At 69.4% G+C, this 14,743-nt stretch carries 16 protein-coding genes and 1 tRNA gene; 4 read left to right on the top strand and 13 right to left on the bottom strand.

Features of this window, described 5'->3' with window-relative positions:
- Positions 1 to 49 precede the first annotated feature (49 nt).
- From ABN034_RS04995 to ABN034_RS04980, 4 genes are all read right to left on the bottom strand, one after another.
- Positions 50 to 127: transfer RNA gene (locus tag ABN034_RS04995), tRNA-Leu, on the bottom strand.
- Positions 128 to 148: 21 nt separating this feature from the next.
- Entirely contained in the window at positions 149 to 724 is a 576-nt protein-coding gene (locus tag ABN034_RS04990; protein WP_349689791.1) for a GNAT family N-acetyltransferase, read from the bottom strand.
- The gene (locus ABN034_RS04985) at positions 717 to 1,865 is read right to left on the bottom strand and encodes a Gfo/Idh/MocA family protein (RefSeq protein ID WP_349689790.1); all 1,149 of its coding nucleotides are present in this window, start codon (positions 1,863 to 1,865) and stop codon (positions 717 to 719) included. Before ABN034_RS04985 ends, ABN034_RS04990 begins: the two co-directional genes overlap by 8 nt.
- A 40-nt stretch (positions 1,866 to 1,905) precedes the next feature.
- Positions 1,906 to 2,679 (bottom strand): IclR family transcriptional regulator, encoded by a 774-nt coding sequence (locus ABN034_RS04980; protein ID WP_349689789.1) that lies wholly within the window; start codon positions 2,677 to 2,679, stop codon positions 1,906 to 1,908.
- A gap of 307 nt (positions 2,680 to 2,986) precedes the next feature.
- On the opposite strand from ABN034_RS04980, the gene ABN034_RS04975 reads away from it, so the two are divergent.
- The 3 genes from ABN034_RS04975 to ABN034_RS04965 are packed head-to-tail and all read left to right on the top strand — an operon-like array spanning position 2,987 to position 6,151.
- Positions 2,987 to 4,312 (top strand): ABC transporter substrate-binding protein, encoded by a 1,326-nt coding sequence (locus tag ABN034_RS04975; RefSeq protein WP_349689788.1) that lies wholly within the window; start codon positions 2,987 to 2,989, stop codon positions 4,310 to 4,312.
- A gap of 14 nt (positions 4,313 to 4,326) precedes the next feature.
- Complete coding sequence (locus ABN034_RS04970; RefSeq protein ID WP_349689787.1) at positions 4,327 to 5,268, top strand: carbohydrate ABC transporter permease; 942 nt, start codon at positions 4,327 to 4,329, stop codon at positions 5,266 to 5,268.
- 10 nt (positions 5,269 to 5,278) lie between these two features.
- A complete protein-coding gene (locus tag ABN034_RS04965; RefSeq protein WP_349689786.1) occupies positions 5,279 to 6,151 on the top strand; it encodes a carbohydrate ABC transporter permease in 873 nt (290 codons plus the stop codon).
- Between the two features lie 16 nt (positions 6,152 to 6,167).
- Here the strand turns inward: ABN034_RS04965 and ABN034_RS04960 are convergent, their stop codons facing one another.
- Both ABN034_RS04960 and ABN034_RS04955 read right to left on the bottom strand, forming a co-directional pair.
- The gene (locus ABN034_RS04960) at positions 6,168 to 7,484 is read right to left on the bottom strand and encodes a class I SAM-dependent methyltransferase (RefSeq protein ID WP_349689785.1); all 1,317 of its coding nucleotides are present in this window, start codon (positions 7,482 to 7,484) and stop codon (positions 6,168 to 6,170) included.
- 95 nt (positions 7,485 to 7,579) lie between these two features.
- A complete protein-coding gene (locus ABN034_RS04955; protein ID WP_349689784.1) occupies positions 7,580 to 9,001 on the bottom strand; it encodes an NAD(P)/FAD-dependent oxidoreductase in 1,422 nt (473 codons plus the stop codon).
- Between the two features lie 155 nt (positions 9,002 to 9,156).
- Here ABN034_RS04955 and ABN034_RS04950 point away from each other — a divergent pair, with 155 nt between their 5' ends.
- On the top strand, positions 9,157 to 9,828 hold the full coding sequence (locus tag ABN034_RS04950) for a hypothetical protein (protein ID WP_349689783.1): 672 nt from the start codon (positions 9,157 to 9,159) through the stop codon (positions 9,826 to 9,828).
- A 74-nt stretch (positions 9,829 to 9,902) separates the two neighbouring features.
- On the opposite strand, the gene ABN034_RS04945 is transcribed toward ABN034_RS04950, so the two are convergent.
- The 7 genes from ABN034_RS04945 to ABN034_RS04915 all read right to left on the bottom strand — a co-directional run bounded on the left by ABN034_RS04945 (position 9,903) and on the right by ABN034_RS04915 (position 14,713).
- Complete coding sequence (locus ABN034_RS04945) at positions 9,903 to 10,256, bottom strand: VOC family protein (protein WP_349689782.1); 354 nt, start codon at positions 10,254 to 10,256, stop codon at positions 9,903 to 9,905.
- 32 nt (positions 10,257 to 10,288) lie between these two features.
- Complete coding sequence (locus tag ABN034_RS04940) at positions 10,289 to 10,684, bottom strand: MmcQ/YjbR family DNA-binding protein (RefSeq protein WP_349689781.1); 396 nt, start codon at positions 10,682 to 10,684, stop codon at positions 10,289 to 10,291.
- A gap of 88 nt (positions 10,685 to 10,772) precedes the next feature.
- Positions 10,773 to 11,678, bottom strand: a complete 906-nt coding sequence (locus ABN034_RS04935; RefSeq protein ID WP_349689780.1) for a uracil-DNA glycosylase — start codon at positions 11,676 to 11,678, stop codon at positions 10,773 to 10,775.
- Positions 11,668 to 12,489: a M55 family metallopeptidase gene (locus ABN034_RS04930; RefSeq protein WP_349689779.1), complete on the bottom strand. Its 822-nt coding sequence runs from the start codon at positions 12,487 to 12,489 to the stop codon at positions 11,668 to 11,670. The genes ABN034_RS04935 and ABN034_RS04930 overlap by 11 nt, the downstream gene beginning before the upstream one ends.
- Positions 12,490 to 12,493: 4 nt before the next feature.
- On the bottom strand, positions 12,494 to 13,477 hold the full coding sequence (locus ABN034_RS04925; protein ID WP_349689778.1) for a Ppx/GppA phosphatase family protein: 984 nt from the start codon (positions 13,475 to 13,477) through the stop codon (positions 12,494 to 12,496).
- A gap of 249 nt (positions 13,478 to 13,726) precedes the next feature.
- Positions 13,727 to 14,257, bottom strand: a complete 531-nt coding sequence (locus ABN034_RS04920) for a DUF501 domain-containing protein (RefSeq protein ID WP_349689777.1) — start codon at positions 14,255 to 14,257, stop codon at positions 13,727 to 13,729.
- A gap of 36 nt (positions 14,258 to 14,293) precedes the next feature.
- Positions 14,294 to 14,713, bottom strand: coding sequence for an FtsB family cell division protein (locus ABN034_RS04915; protein ID WP_349689776.1), 420 nt, complete (start codon positions 14,711 to 14,713; stop codon positions 14,294 to 14,296).
- Positions 14,714 to 14,743: the final 30 nt, after the last annotated feature.

Below are 14,743 nucleotides of genomic sequence, written 5' to 3'. Positions count from 1 at the left end.
CCACCCGGGACAACCCACGACACCGCGGTTCGCCTCGACGAAGAATGCGTGCCCCCGGTGGGATTCGAACCCACAGAACTGACACCCATTTTAAGTGGGCCGCCTCGACCAGTTGGGCTACGGGGGCCGGGCCGCTTGCGAGCTGAGACTAGTGTCGCTGATCCCCGCCGGGCCAGGTGGGCGGCTCGAAGGGCCAGTCCAGCCGGTCGCACACCGTGCGCCAGCGTTCGACCATGCCGTCCGCCCACAGGTGGGGTACGAATCCGAGCCGCAGATAGGCCTTGATCGCAGGTAACCGGTAGTCGTCGGTGCGAAGAAAAATCTCAGTGGCGCCGACGTCGAGCAGGCGGGCGACCGCTGCGGCCGTGATCACGCGGCCCAGTCCCCGACCGCCGTGGTCCGGGTGCGCGGCGATCCAGCCGACCTCGTGGCCCTCGGGATAGAGGTCGGCGATCGGGTTCAGTTGCGCCATGCCGGTCGCGACCAGTGCACCGGTCGCCTGGTGGCGGACGACCTGCCACCCCGACGGTACGACGGTGGCGCGGACCCGCGCGAGGTTCTCGTCGTTCCACTGCCCGAGGGCGACCTTGGCCATCAGTTCGCGGAACGCGGGCAGGTGGTCGGATCCGGCCGGCTCGAGGGCGTACCCCTCGGGTAGTCCCAGCGCGTCCTCCGCGAGCGCGCGACCGGCGGGCCACACCATGTGCAACTGCGTCTCAGGCAAGGGGGGCCTCCCGACCGGGCTCGGTGCCGATCCCCGCCGTCATCGTGCGCGGGTCCGGAACATGGAGCCAGGCGCCGTTCTCCGCGTGCGAGCGCTCGGAGACGACACCGGGCAGCGACATCTCGAGGGCAGCGTAGATGTCGACGGGTACGTCGGTCCCACCCTGGACCGCCTTGACGAACTCCACGATCGGCCACGCGTCGGCGCCCCAGTGCCCGGCCGCACCCGGTGGCGGCTGCCGATAGCGGTCGGGGAGGAACTCCTCGGCATAGGTGTCCAGCGGCTCCCAGCTCCCGGCCGGGCTCCGCCCCTGGACGTGGACGCGCGGTTGCTCACCCGCCGCCCGGGCCGCTTCGTACCCGCCCTCGGTGCCCTGGACGGAGTAGTAGTCCATGAGGTGCGGACGGTTCGACAGTGTGTCGTACCGGATCCGCAACAGCGCACCGCGCGACGTGCGGCACAACAGCAGCACCGTGTCGTCGAGCTCGAACTCGGGTGCGGTGTGCCGACCCGTGCCGACGCAGCTCACCGCGGTGACCCGATCGCCGAACCACTGCAACAACGGCCCGAGACTGTGGGTCGGGTACGGATGGCCGGCGCGGCCGTGCTGCCAGTAGTAGCGCCAGGTCGGCCGGCCGTCGGCCTGGCGGGAGAGTCCCTTCAGCTCGTGGAGGTACTCGCCCTCGCCGTAGTACAGCTCACCGAACACGCCCCGCCGCGCCATCTCGCGGACGACCAGGTTTGAACGGATGTAGCAGTAGTTCTCGGCGAGCATGTAGCGGGCGGAGCTGCGGCGGCAGGCGGCCAGCAGGTCGTACGCCTGCTCCAGCGACACCGCGGCCGGAACCTCCGACAGCACGTGGATGCCGGCGTCGAGGGCGGCGACGGCCTGCGGCACGTGGTGGTGCTGCGGCGATGAGACAACCACGAGGTCGGCCTGGTCGAGCAGGTGGGCATAGCTCTCGCACTCCACCTCGACCCCGTGCTCGGCCGCGAACCGCTTACGGGCGTCGCGATCGGGATCGTAGACCGCGTGGAGCAACGCCTCGTCGGCCACCGACCGGAGGCCGGCGACGAATCCGGCGCCACGCGCGGCGCCGGCGAAACCGACGCGCAGGGGCTGGGTCTTGGTGCGGCTCATCGGTCACCTCGGCGACTGGTCCTGTTGCTGATGCATGACCTCACTCCGTTCGGTCATGGTCGGGGTGGTAGTCGAGCATGGCCTCGAGCACCTGCACATGGGCGCGCAGCGCACCACCCACGTCGTTCAGGCGGGCATGCGGGAGGCGGTAGCTCGGCGCGCTGACGCTCATCGCATAGCGCGCGGAACCGCTCGCGTCGCGGATCGGGACGGCGACGCAGCGCAGGCCCTCGACGGACTCCTCGTCGTCCACGCCGAACCCCCGCGCGCGGGCCCGGGCGAGGTCGCGCAGCAGGTCGTCGGCCGAGGTGAGGGTCCGCGGGGTCAGCTCGGGCATGCCGTGGTGGTCGAGGAGCTTCTCGATCTCGACCAGCGGCAACGTCGCGAGGATGGCCTTGCCGAGCCCCGAGGCGTGCCAGTCGTCCTTCTCCCCCACGGCGGCGCCCTTGCGGATCGGCTGCGAGCTCTCGAGCGCATGGACGATCACCAGGTCCTCGCCGGCGCGGGCGCCGAGGTTGACGGTCTCGTCGACCTCCTGGACCAGCCGGGCCATCACCGACGTGGCGACGGCCATGAAGTCGCGGCCACCGATGGCGCTGCGCCCGAGCAGGAACATCCGCATACCGATGCGGTAGTGCCGGCTCACCGGGTCGCGCTCGAGGAAGCCGTGGGACACGAGGCTCGCGAGGTAGCGCAACGCCGTGGCGTCGCTCAACCCGGACTCGGCAGCGATCCTGGACAGCGGTGCCGGTCCGGCCGCTACCGCCTCGAAGATCCGGACCAGCCGGTCGATGCCCTGGAGGCTCTCGGCCACCGGCTCCTCCAGGTCCTGCTCGCTTCGCTTGGCGAAGGTCGGCTTCGTTCGCGAGTCCGCACGTTACCCAGTGACTGGAGCGAGCTGTCACGGTGGTCTCGCGACCACCCACACAGGGCGTACGCCGGACTCTTGACGGAACGAAGCGCTCGGGTGGTTAATGGTCCCCTGCTACACAGTAACAGTCTCCTTCACTGAGTGAAAGTCGGCGACCCTCATGACCCGCGCGCCCCACTCGTCCTCGGACACTCCGCTCCTGACCACGCGGCCCCCGGGGATGACCTGCCCGACCAAAGCCTCTCCGCCGGTGTACTCGCGCCGCGGCGCCCTCAGGCTGGGCGGACTCGGGCTCGGCGCCGCCGGTCTCGCGAGTCTCGGCGCGGCGGGCTGTGGCGGTGGCGCGAGCGACGGAGAGAACGGCCTGGCGTTCTGGAACGCCGTCTACGCCACCTCCTCCGACACCGAGAAGACGAAGAAGCGCGGGGAGTTCTGGGTCGTCCGTTCGACCCAGCGGTTCAGCAAGGACACCAAGCTGGCCGCCAAGGTGAGCGACCTGCCCGGCGACCTGCCGATGTTCACGAAGTTCCGCGCCGCCGGGGTGGCCCGCAACGGACCGGACGTCGCGTCGCTGTGGTCAGGCGCCTACACGTTCGGCGTCAAGGACTACCTCGAACCGCTCGACGAGTACTTCACCGCCGCCGAACGCGACCAGCTGACCGGCTGGGCCGCCGTCACCGAAGGATTCGAGCCGGGCAAGGGCACGATCTACGGCGTACCCTCCGGCAACGACGGCATCTGCGCGCTCTACTTCGACCGCCGGGTGCTCGCCAAGGTGGGCACGGAGATCGGCGACACCCCCATGAGCTGGGACGCCTGGATCGACCTGCTCGACCAGATCAAGCGCACCGGCGTCACCCCCCTGGCCCTCGGGAAGTACAACTCGACGGCGTTCACGCTCTTCTACTGGATCGCGCAGGTCGTCGGCGGCGAGGCGGGACTGCACGAACTCGGAGCCGGTGACCGTGACTTCGCCGACCCCGCCATCGAGGACGTCGTGACGAAGTGGCTGCAGCTCGTCGACTACACCGTTCCGGGCGCGCCGACCATGGACGGGGGTCAGGCACAGAGCCGGCTGGCCGCGGGCAAGGCAGCCGCTGTGGTCGAGGGTGCGTGGGCGATTCCCGACCTGCGTTCGACCCTCGGCGACAACATCGTGATGACCACGCTGCCCGATGTCAGCTCGTCGGTCTCGGTGACCGGCACTGGCATCGGCGGACCGGGTGGCGCCCTCGTGGTGACGAACTACTCGAAGAACAAGGACGAGGCCGTACGCCTGATCAAGCACCTGGTCAGCGCCGAGGAACAGCAGCAGCGCATCGCCAGCGGGGAAACCACGCCCATCCCGAACGCGGTGGGGCTCGACCCGACCGAGATCTACTCCGATCCGCTGTACCAGCAGCAATATCGCTGGGTGAACGAGAAGTTCGTCTTCTACGCCGACAACATCTGGCCGACCGAGCTCGTCGACGAGATCCTCGCGCAGGCCCAGCTCGCGTGGGGTGGCAAGATCTCCGCGGCCGAGTTCCTCACCCGTACCGACGCGAAGCGCGACGAGATCGCCGCGAAGAACTAGACACGGCCTTGCGCATGCCCGCCGACGTCGAGCTGCGAAGCAGAGAACGCACCAACGCACCGGTGCGGCAGCGACCACGCCACGGGCTCAAGAGACGCGAGGCCGTGATCGGGATCGTGTCGGTCATCCCGGCGGTCGCGCTCGTCGCCTTGCTCATGTGGTATCCACTCGCGACCGCGATCTACCACAGTTTCACCGAGTGGAACGGGATCGTCACCACCTGGGTGGGTACGCAGAACTACCAGCAGCTGTTCGGGTCCGGTGACATCTGGGAGTACCTGCGTACGAACCTCGTCTTCTTTGTCTCCATCCCGTTCATTCTCGTCATCACGTTGTCGGTGTCGGTGTTGTTGCACGAGGGAACGCCCGGTGCCCAGTTCTTCCGTTCGGTCTTCTATCTGCCGACGATCCTGTCCGCGGTGATCGTCGGTCTGCTGATGCGCAGCCTCTTCGCCCCGGAAGGCGTCGTCAACACCGCCTTGACACGGGTGGGGCTCGACGCTTTGGCCGTCGACTGGCTCGCGTCGACCGTGACCGCGTTCCTCGTGCTCATCGCCGCGTTCTACTGGCAGACGCTCGGCCAGGGCGTCCTGATCTTCCTCGCCGGACTGTCGGCGATGCCGGGTGAGGTCATCGAGGCCGCCCAGATCGACGGCGCGGGCTGGTGGCGCCGGCTCTTCCGGATCGTGCTGCCGATGCAGGCGCCCGCCATCACGTACTTCCTCGTCACCAACACGGTCTATGTCTTCATCGGGCTGTTCTCGTTCGTCTACACGATCACCGGCGGAGGGCCGGGGCGCTCGACGACGCCGCTGGACTACCAGATCTACCTCAGCGCCTTCGAGAACGGCGAACTCGGCTACGCGTCGGCGCTCTCGGTCGTCCTGCTCGTGCTGGTGGTGTCGATCGCGTGGTTGCAGATCCGCAACTTCGAGCGCTACTCGGTGGAAAGGTAGGGCGGGTGAGGTGAGCGGTCGCAGCGCGAATCCGGTCAGTGGCGGATCGGTCGGCAGGACCACGCGCCTGGTCGGACGAAGCACGATCACCGGCCTGCTCACCATCGTCGCGGTCTTCGCGATCTACCCGTTGTTCTTCATGCTCGCCACCAGCCTGAAGAGCCAGGCGGACTACATCCGCGACCCGCTGTCGTTGCCGGCGACGGTGACCTACGTCGAGAACTTCGCCGCGATGTTCGCGAGGTTCGACATCGTCCGGTTGTACGCCAACTCGGTGAGCTACATCGCCCTCGCGTGGGTGATCTGCGTCGTCGCGGCGGTGCCGGCGGCCTTCGCCTTCGCCAAGCTGGAGTTCCCCGGGCGGCGGCTGCTCTTCATGGCGTTCATCTCCAGCCTGGCCATCCCGGGGGTGACGTTCATCATCCCCGACTACGTCCTCTTCGCCCGGCTGGGCCTGATCGACCATCCAGCGTCGGTGATCCTGTTGTGGGCCACGACCGCCCTGCCTGGTTCGCTGTTCCTGCTGTCGGCTTTCATGCGGGGCCTCCCCCGCGAACTCCTCGAGGCGGCGAGGGTCGACGGCGCGGGCTACTTCCAGATCATGCACAGGATCGTGATCCCGATGAGCATCCCCGGCATCGTCACGATCACCATCTTCGCTGTCACCGCGTGGTGGAACGACCTGCTCACTCCCCTGGTGTTCCTGCAGTCGGAGGAGAAGGCGACGGTGACGCTCGGGGTGGCGACGACGGTGCAGCGCTTCGGGGGCGACACACCCTTGCTGGTGACCGGGCTGTTGATGGCCGCGATTCCGCCGGTCCTCACCTACATCATCGCGCAGCGTTCGATCCGCCGGGGTCTCGTTCTCGGCGCCCTGAACTGAGCGGCCGCCCGTGTGGTCATTCCGGCGAGGCGGGGAGGGTCCAGCTCGTGCGGGTGGGTGGGAACTCCGAGCGTCCGTCTCCGTGCGTACGAACGGCAACCAGCTGGTGCACGCTGATCCGGGCCAGTTCGAAGGCAAGTGCCGACACCGCGAGGTAGAGGTGCCAGACCCGGGCCCGCCCCGGTGACAGCTGCAGGGTGCAGGCGTCCCATCCGGCTTCGAGGTTGGCTACCCAGGACCGCAACGTCCGTGCGTAGTGCTCCCGGAACGACTCCAGGTCCCTGATCTCCAGTCCGGCGCGTTCAAAGGTGTCGACAATCGTGCCGAGGGTCAGGATCTCCGCGCCGGGGAACACGTACGCATCGATGAACGACCGCTCCGGCACCACCTCGTCGCCCCCGCGCTGGCTGACCTGGTGCAGCAGCGCCCGCCCACCCGGGCGCAGAAGTCCACGGAGGGTCCGGGCGTACTCCGCGAGCCGGGCCGACCCGACGTACTCCGCGAGGCCGCTGGCGATGATCGCGTCATAGGGCCCGTCGTCGAGTTCGTGCCAGTCGGCGAGCCGGAACTCCACCCGGTCGGCGAGCCCCGCATCCACCGCGCGCTTGGTGGCGAGCTCCACCTGGTCGGCCGCAAGTGTGATGCCGACGCCGGTGACGCCGTAGTGCTCGGCGGCGTACAGCAGGAACGAACCCCAGCCGCAGCCCACGTCTAGCACCCGTGCTCCGTCAGCGCCGGCCGGACGCGGCTCTGTCAAGCCGAGCTTGCGGCACGCCAGGTCGAGGCCCGCGCGCTGGGCATCGTCGAGGGTGCCCGCCGGATCGGTCCAGTAGGCGCTGGAATGGACGAGCGTGGAGCCGAACACCTGCGCCCGCAGGGCGGCGCCGAGCGGCCCGTCGTGCGCACCACTCAGCGTCTTGTCGCGGACGATCGAGTGCCGGCGTTCGGCTCCGCTGATCTCCTCCGGCGGCGGCTTCGGATGCGGGCCCACCGCGCCGAGAAGCACCGCGGTGCGTAGCAGCTCACTGCGGTCGGCCGGCGTGAGATCCGGCCGCCGGCCGATCGAACGACCGAATGGCGCCAGCCGCTCCAGGGCGCCGAGCAGATCGCCGTCGACGTCCACCTCACCGGCGACGTAGGCGCGGACGAGGCCGAGCTCGTCCGGGCGCCACAGCAGGCGACGCAGAGCCCGGCGGCTGTGGACCCGGACGGCCGGCGCGTCGAGGGGGCCGGCGATCGATCCGTCCCACGCGTGGATCCGGACCGGCGCCTCCCGACCGAACAGCCGTTGCAAGGCGTCATGCAGACGTTCGGCGACGACAGGACCGACCACGACTTCCCCCCACTATCTGTACGACACCCGCGTGGTAGGCGGCGGCGCCGTGCAGTCCGAGGTTATCTCCGGTGTGCGGCCCGCGTCCGGCCGCCTCAACGCTTCGCCGCCTGCCTCTCGCGCGCCGCCAGTTCACCGGCACCCTGCTCCACCGCACTCTGCACTACGGCACCCTGCTCTACGGCATCGGTGTGCGACACCTGGCGGGGCATGGCGCTGCGGACGAACTCCTCCCGCGGCCGCTGCAGGTTTCCGAGCGACACGAGCTCGCGGCGGAAGAACAGCGCGAGCGTCCAGTCGGAGATGATCCGGATCTTGCGGTTGAGCGTGGGCATCCGGCTCACGTGGTACGTGCGGTGCATGAACCATGCCGGCCAGCCCTTGAGCTTCACGCCATAGACCTGGGCGACGCCCTTGTGCAGGCCGAGACTCGCCACCGAACCGGCGTGGCTGTGCCGGTAGTCGCGAAGCGGCTTGCCGCGAAGTGCCCGGACGAGGTTGTCACCCAGGACCTTCGCCTGCCGCACCGCGTGTTGGGCGGACGGACTGCAGAGCGCGCCCTCGGGACCGGAGAGGTCGGGCACGGCCGCCGCGTCGCCGGCCGCCCAGACATCGGGCAGGCCCACCACTCGCAGGTTGGCCGCCGCCCTGATCCGACCCTTGTCGTCGAGCGGGAGATCGGACGCGGCGAGGACCGGGTTGGCCTTCACTCCTGCCGTCCAGACGAGCGTGTCGGACTCGAACCGGCTGCCGTCGGAGAGCACGACGTGCCCGTCGACGCACGATTCGAGCAGGGTGTTCAACTTGACGTCGATCGCGCGTTCGCGAAGTCGGTCGACGGTGTAGCGGCCGAGATCCGCGCCGACCTCGGGGAGGATCCGGTCGGCGGCCTCGACGAGGACCCAGCGCATGTCGCTCGGCTTGACGCGCTCGTAGTAGCGGGTCGCGTAGCGAGCCATGTCCTCGAGCTCGGCCATCGCCTCGACACCTGCGTACCCTCCGCCGACGAAGACGAAGGTGAGCGCCCGCCGGCGGATCCGTTCGTCGGTGGTCGACTCGGCGATGTCGAGCCGGTCGAGCACGTGGTTGCGGAGCTGGATCGCCTCCTCGACCTGTTTGAAGCCGATGGCGTGCTCCGCGAGCCCCGGGATGGGCAGTGTCCTGGCGACCGACCCGAGGGCGACCACGAGCTCGTCGTACTGCACGTCGTAGGGCGTACCGGCGCAGGGTTCGATTCGAGCCGTGTGGCTGGCGTGGTCGATCGCCGCGATCCGGCCGGTGATCACCTTGACCCGCGGCAGCAGCCGCCGGAGGGCGACGACCACGTGCCGTGGTTCGAGGTTTCCGGCCGCGGCTTCGGGGAGGAATGGCTGGTAGGTCATGTACGACCGGGGATCGACGACCGTGATCGAGACGGTGCCTTTCGCGAGGTCGCGGCGCAGGGCCTTCTGGAGCCGAAGTGCGGCATACATTCCGACATAGCCGCCACCGGCGATGAGGACGGCTTTGGTGTGCACGTCCCGTTCACCTCCTGGGCTTAGCTCTTCGATGTCACCCACGTTAGTCCTTCGTGAAAGTTTTCACAAGCGTCATTTGGGTCGGGCCGTTCGATCCCCGACGATCCCCCGCACGAGGATCTAAGCTCGAAGGAGCGAGGGGGGAGGGTTGTCTCGTGGGCGCGATCATCGCCGTCATCGTCATCGCCCTCATCGCCGTCCTGATCACGCTGACGGTGCCCCTCGTCATGCTCGCGCAACGTCGCGAACAGCGCCGCCTCGAGTCCCTCGCGCAGTGGGCCACCTCGATCGGCTGGACGACGTACGCCGGAAGCGTCGAAGTCCCCTGGACGGTCCGCCTTCCCGGGGCGAACCCTCGCGGCATCCGCTGCCTCTTCACCGGCGTCTACCGCGACCGGCCGGTGAGCGTGGCGGAGTACACGTACCAGACCAGCAGCACGAGCTATGTCAACGGCCAGACCCAGGTCACGACGGACAGCCATGACTTCGTCGCGTGTGTCATCCATCTGCCGTACACCTATCCCGGCATCGAGGTCGCCGCACGCGGCTCAGGCTCGCGGATGTGGCGCTGGCTCACCGGACCGGACGACACCGAGGTCGGCATCGCCGAGTTCGACAGTGACTACCGGGTCAGGAGTACGCATCCGGAGGCTGTCCGCAAGATCATCGGCCCCGCGATGGTGCGGGCACATCTGGCCGGCATGGCGCCGAACTGGAGCCTGCACGGCACCGACCTGCTGGTCTACTGGCAGGGCCGGATGGAACCCGCCCGGGTCCTCCCTGCCCTCGACGCCGTCCTCCGTATCGCCGGCCTTCTCGGCCACTGACCCGTGATCATGATGGTGTTCATGAAGCATTCTCGGCGTACGGCCCGAGCCCGCCACCAGAGCGGTGGGTACGGCTACTGAGTGATGAGACAGAACGGGTGGCCGGCAGGGTCCAGGTAGACCCTGCAGGTCTCGTGTCGGTACTGGCGGACCGCACCCAACGCAAGCACCTTCCGCTCGGCTTCGTCGAGATCGTCCACCCGCACATCGAGGTGCATGTGCTTCGGATACAGGGGATCTGGCCAGCGCGGAGGTCGATAGTCGTCGGTGCCCTGGAAAGCCAGTCCGGGCCGGTCCGCCGCATCACCAATGACCACCCAGTCTCCGTCGTCCTGTACGCGGATCATCCCGAGTAGTTCGGCATAGAACGTCGCGAGCTCGTCAGGATCCGGACAGTCGATCACCAGGCCGTGCCATCGTCCGATCATCCCCGGAGTCTGGTCGATCGACCGCGCACGGATCAACCGGTCTCCGGTGGCACCTGAGTGGCTGCCAGCTCCGGCGGTGCGAAGACCAACCAGCCATCCAGGAGGGCGTTCCGCAGGGCCGCCTCCGACACCTTGGACAACTGGACCAGAACCGCGGAGTACCCGTCGAAATGGGGGATCGTGAAGAACGCGTCGGTCTGCGCGGCGAGCACCGCTTCCTTCTCGCTGAGATCCTCGACCCGAACAGCGAGAATGGGACCGTCGGGCGGCTCCGCGTCACCGAACCGCTTCAGGTCCGCCTTGCTGAACGGACGCTCCCACGCGAACGCCTTGCCGCCGACCGACCAGGTTCGGTTGCCGTGACGTTCATATTCCGCCGTCTCGGGCAACTCCGCGACCAACCTCGCCACATCGTCGAACGTCACCATGTCGCCACCTCACTGTGCAAGATCATCGCCTTCTTCCTGCGCACATCATCGCGTTGCGCTGTATCCAAGCGGTACGCCCTTCTCGTCCCTACAACCCGGCGTACGCCTTGGCACGCGTGAAAACGCCATCGAGCATCGTCTCGGTGAGTTTCCCGGTGAAGGTGTTCTGCTGGCTCGGATGGTAGGAGCCGATCAGGAGAACCGTCCCGGCGCCGCGCGACCGCTCCCCCTCGACACCCCGCGGCAGCTCGACCTCGGCGCCGTGGCCGAACTTCGGCTTCGGTCTCGGTACGACGTATCCCACGGCCGCGTGCGCCCGTAGCGCGGAATCCCAGGCGTAGGACCCCAACACCACCACGGCACTGACCGTCGGCGCGCCCAACTCCACCTCTCGGGCCAGCCAGGGAAAGCAGGCGTCCCGCTCGACCGGCAAGGGCTTGTTGGCAGGCGGCGCGCACCGAACCGCCGCGACGACGCGGACGCCGAGCAGCCGCTGATCGTCGCCGGCCGACGTGCTCGTCGGCGACGCCGCCAGGCCGACCCGGTGCAGCGACGCGAAGAGCCAGTCCCCCGAACGGTCGCCGGTGAAGATCCGCCCGGTCCGGTTGCCGCCGTGCGCCGCCGGCGCGAGACCGACGATGAGAATCCGCGGCGCGTCATCGCCCCAGCCGGGCACGGGACGGCCCCAGTACGGCTCGCCTGCGTAGGCCCGGCGGCGCTCGCGCGCCACCTGCTCACGCCACGCGACAAGTCGCGGGCACGCACGGCACACCGACTGCCGGGCGGTGAGTTCGTGCAGGTCGGTGGCCGACCGCGCAAGGCGCACCACGTCGGCGGCACGCTGCGCGACCGGCGTGTCCGATGCGGCCGGATCGTCCGGCCAACCGGTTCCCGGCGGCACCGGACTGGCGTAGGCCGCCTCAGTCACCGGATGCGGCCGCTCCTCCGTCACGCCGTAGGTCCCCTCGCGGCGTACCGACCGGTCATGCGGCACGCCCCAGGACGGCGATCAGCGAGACGAGCCGGTGTGCCGTGGGAAAGTCCGGCGCACCGTAGCGCACGGTCGTCCCGGTCAGGCGTTCCATGCCGGGCACCAGCAACACGAGCTCCGCCATCGCCGGCGTGAGGACATCGACCTCGAGCGACACGGCACGGTCGTAACGCGGCGGCGTCACCGACTCCCGGGCCTCGATCGCGCCTGGAACCGCCGCTTCGATGCGCGCGCACGCCTCCTCCGGATGCCGGGAGTCAGCCGCGTGTGCGCCGAGCGCGCGCTTGACCTCGACCGTGTGGATGCCGGGGACCACCGCCGCCGCCTCAGCGGCCACCGTGTCGTCGCCGGTCACGAGCACGGGAACAGCGTCATGGTGGGCCGCGAGGGAGGCGTTCAGGCCGATCTCGCCGAGGGTCGCACCGTCGACGCGGACCTCGGCGATCACCGCGCTGCTCACCGTGTGGGCGAGCACCGACACCGGCGTGCCCGCCCGGCCGTGGTAACCCACGAACAGGCACACGTCGACACCGGACTCGATTCCCGCCATCATGCCGCCGGGCTTCGGCTTGCCGCGCAGCAACCGGGCGCGCCGGTCGAGAACTTCGGGCAGCAGGTTGCGAAACTGCGCGTGCGCGTCGCTGACAAGAATCTCCGCCTCTGGGGCATGGGACAGAACCCCACGGATCGCCGCGTTGGCCTCCTCCGTCATGAGGTGCCGGTTGCGTTCGTACTCCCACTCCCCCGGCCGCACGTCCGCGCCGTCGACCACACCGGCGGTGCCCTCCATGTCCACCGAGATCAGAACGCGCACGGGATCAGCTCCTCGAGGCCTCGACGCAGGACCAGGCGATGCCGTCCAGGATGTCGTGTTCGCTGACGACGACCTCGGCGTGGTCGAGGAAGGGCGCGACCCGGGCGGCGATGCCGTCGAGGATCAGCGAGCCACCGCCGATCACGTCCACCCGGCCGGGATGCATGTACGGCAGACGCCGCCGCTCATCGTGGTCCATGGCGAGCAGCCGCGCGCACGCCGCGTGCACGGCCGTCGCCGGGATCCGCGCGTGGTGGAGGCGGTCAGGGTCGTACGACGACAGATCGAGGGCCATCGCGGCGACCGTGGTCACCGTGCCGGCGAGGCCGACCAGCGTGCGGGCCTCCTCGAACGGCACTGTCAACCCCGCCTTGTCGAGCTGCCGGTCGACCTCCGCGCGCGCTGCCGCGATCTCCGCGTCCGCCGGTGGGTCGCTCGGAAGGCACCGCTCGGTCAGGCGTACGCATCCCAGATCGACCGAGATGGCGGCCTGCGGTCCGGCCACGGTCGGCAGGTCGCCAGTACCGCCGAGGACGAACTCGGTCGAGCCACCGCCGATGTCGACCACGAGGTACGGCGTGGGGAATCCCCGGCCGGCGAGCTCCCTCGTGGCACCGGCGAAGGACAGCCGCGCCTCCTCCTCGCCCGAGATGACCTCGGGTTCGACGCCGAGCAGGTCCCGCACACCCGTCATGAACTCCTCCCGGTTCGCGGCGTCCCGGGTGGCCGAGGTGGCGACGAACCGGACCTGTTCGGCGCCCGAGGAGTCGATGAGCGTGGCGTAGCGCCGGCAGGCGTCGAACGTGCGCGCCAATGCCTCCGCCGCGAAGCGCCCGGTCCGGTCGACACCCTGGCCCAGCCGGACGATCTCCAGCCGGCGTTCGACGTCGACGAGCCGCCCGGAGCCGGATTCGGCCGGCCCGGCGTCGACATCCGCGATCAGCAACCGGATGGAGTTCGTCCCGCAGTCGATGGCCGCAACTCGCACCTGGACACTCGCCTTCCGGTCTGGGTGATGGGATCAGCTGGTGAGGCGCACCGGGACGTTTCCGCCGGATGGATCAGGTGCACGGAATCTTCACTTTTCCCGCAAGCGGCCTGCACAGCTCAGTATCTAGGCTTCGGCCATGTCCTCGGCACCAGGCCCCGGCCCTGCACCAGGCTGCGTCGCCACGTCAGACCCCGGCCGCAACCCCGCGGACACCTCGGTGTCCTGCAGGTACGCGTACCCCTGAGGTCAGTCCGGGGTCCGGCCGACGTCCACGCAGGGGCCGTCGGCCGCCCAGTCCGGCAACAGCGCGAGCGCCTCGTCGCCGAGGGGGTTGACCCCCGGTCCAAGGGCCAGCGCGTGCGCCACGAGGGCGTGCAGGCACTTCACCCGGTCGGGCATGCCACCGGCCGAGACGCCGGCGATCTCGGGTACGTCGTCGATCGCCGTCCGGTGGTCGACGTAACGCTGGTGTGCGCGGGCGTAGGCTGCCGCCAGCTCCGGATCGGTGCGCAGGCGCTGCGTCCACTCGCGCATCAGTCCGCTCGCCTCGAGCCGCCCGATCGCGGACGCCAACCGCGGGCAGGTGAGGTAGAACGTCGTCGGGAACGGGGTGCCGTCCGGCAGGCGCGGCTCGGTCTCCACGACATCCGGAAGACCGCAGCGACAGCGGTGGGCGACGCCGCGGACCCCACGCGCGGGCCGCCCCAGCTGCCGGCTGACCGCGGCCACGTCGGCCTCGTCGGGTCGCTCCCGCTGGCCGTGCTGCTCGGTGCTCATGGGATCAGGTGGGGCCTTCCTCGCCGCCGTCCCACCTCATCGGTCGGAGGGCGGTTCGGCCGGGCCCGGTTCGATGGTGGCGGCGGGTTCGGGACGGGTGGCGGTCGAGCTCGGCCGCGGTGGGTTCCCGGCCCGTTCGACGCTGCCCCACAGGGCGCTCCACCACGCAGGACGCTCGTCGTCTCCCGACGGCTTCGTCCCCGACTGGTTTGCCGGACCCCGCTCGTCCGGCCCCACCACGACATATCCGATCTCGCCCGGCATCACCCAACCGAACCGTTCCCGGGCCTGCGCCTCGACATAGGCAGGGTCGCGCCAGCGTTCGAGTTCGCCTTCGAGTTCGGCCACGCGTTCCCTGCGTTCGGCGGCTTCGGCGCGTAGCTCGGTCAGCCTGGACTGTTGCTCGGACCAGGCCCGCAGGCTGGAGGCGTACGACACGATCAACGCGGCCAGCACCAGGACCAGGATCGCGGCGCGGCCGGTGAG

The sequence above is a fragment of the Actinopolymorpha sp. B11F2 genome, assembly GCF_040195635.1.
Lineage (GTDB): Bacteria > Actinomycetota > Actinomycetes > Propionibacteriales > Actinopolymorphaceae > Thermasporomyces.
The sequence above is the reverse complement of the archived record's forward strand: the minus strand, read 5'-3'. Positions and strand labels throughout refer to the sequence as shown.

Bases quoted from the DNA above. Each gene is read 5' to 3' on its own strand.
- ABN034_RS04940 (WP_349689781.1), bottom strand. From the start codon at position 10,684: ATGGTGACGTTCGACGATGTGGCGAGGTTGGTCGCGGAGTTGCCCGAG.
- ABN034_RS04920 (WP_349689777.1), bottom strand. From the start codon at position 14,257: ATGAGCACCGAGCAGCACGGCCAGCGGGAGCGACCCGACGAGGCCGAC.
- ABN034_RS04970 (WP_349689787.1), top strand. From the start codon at position 4,327: ATGCCCGCCGACGTCGAGCTGCGAAGCAGAGAACGCACCAACGCACCG.
- ABN034_RS04985 (WP_349689790.1), bottom strand. From the start codon at position 1,865: ATGAGCCGCACCAAGACCCAGCCCCTGCGCGTCGGTTTCGCCGGCGCC.
- ABN034_RS04945 (WP_349689782.1), bottom strand. From the start codon at position 10,256: ATGATCGGACGATGGCACGGCCTGGTGATCGACTGTCCGGATCCTGAC.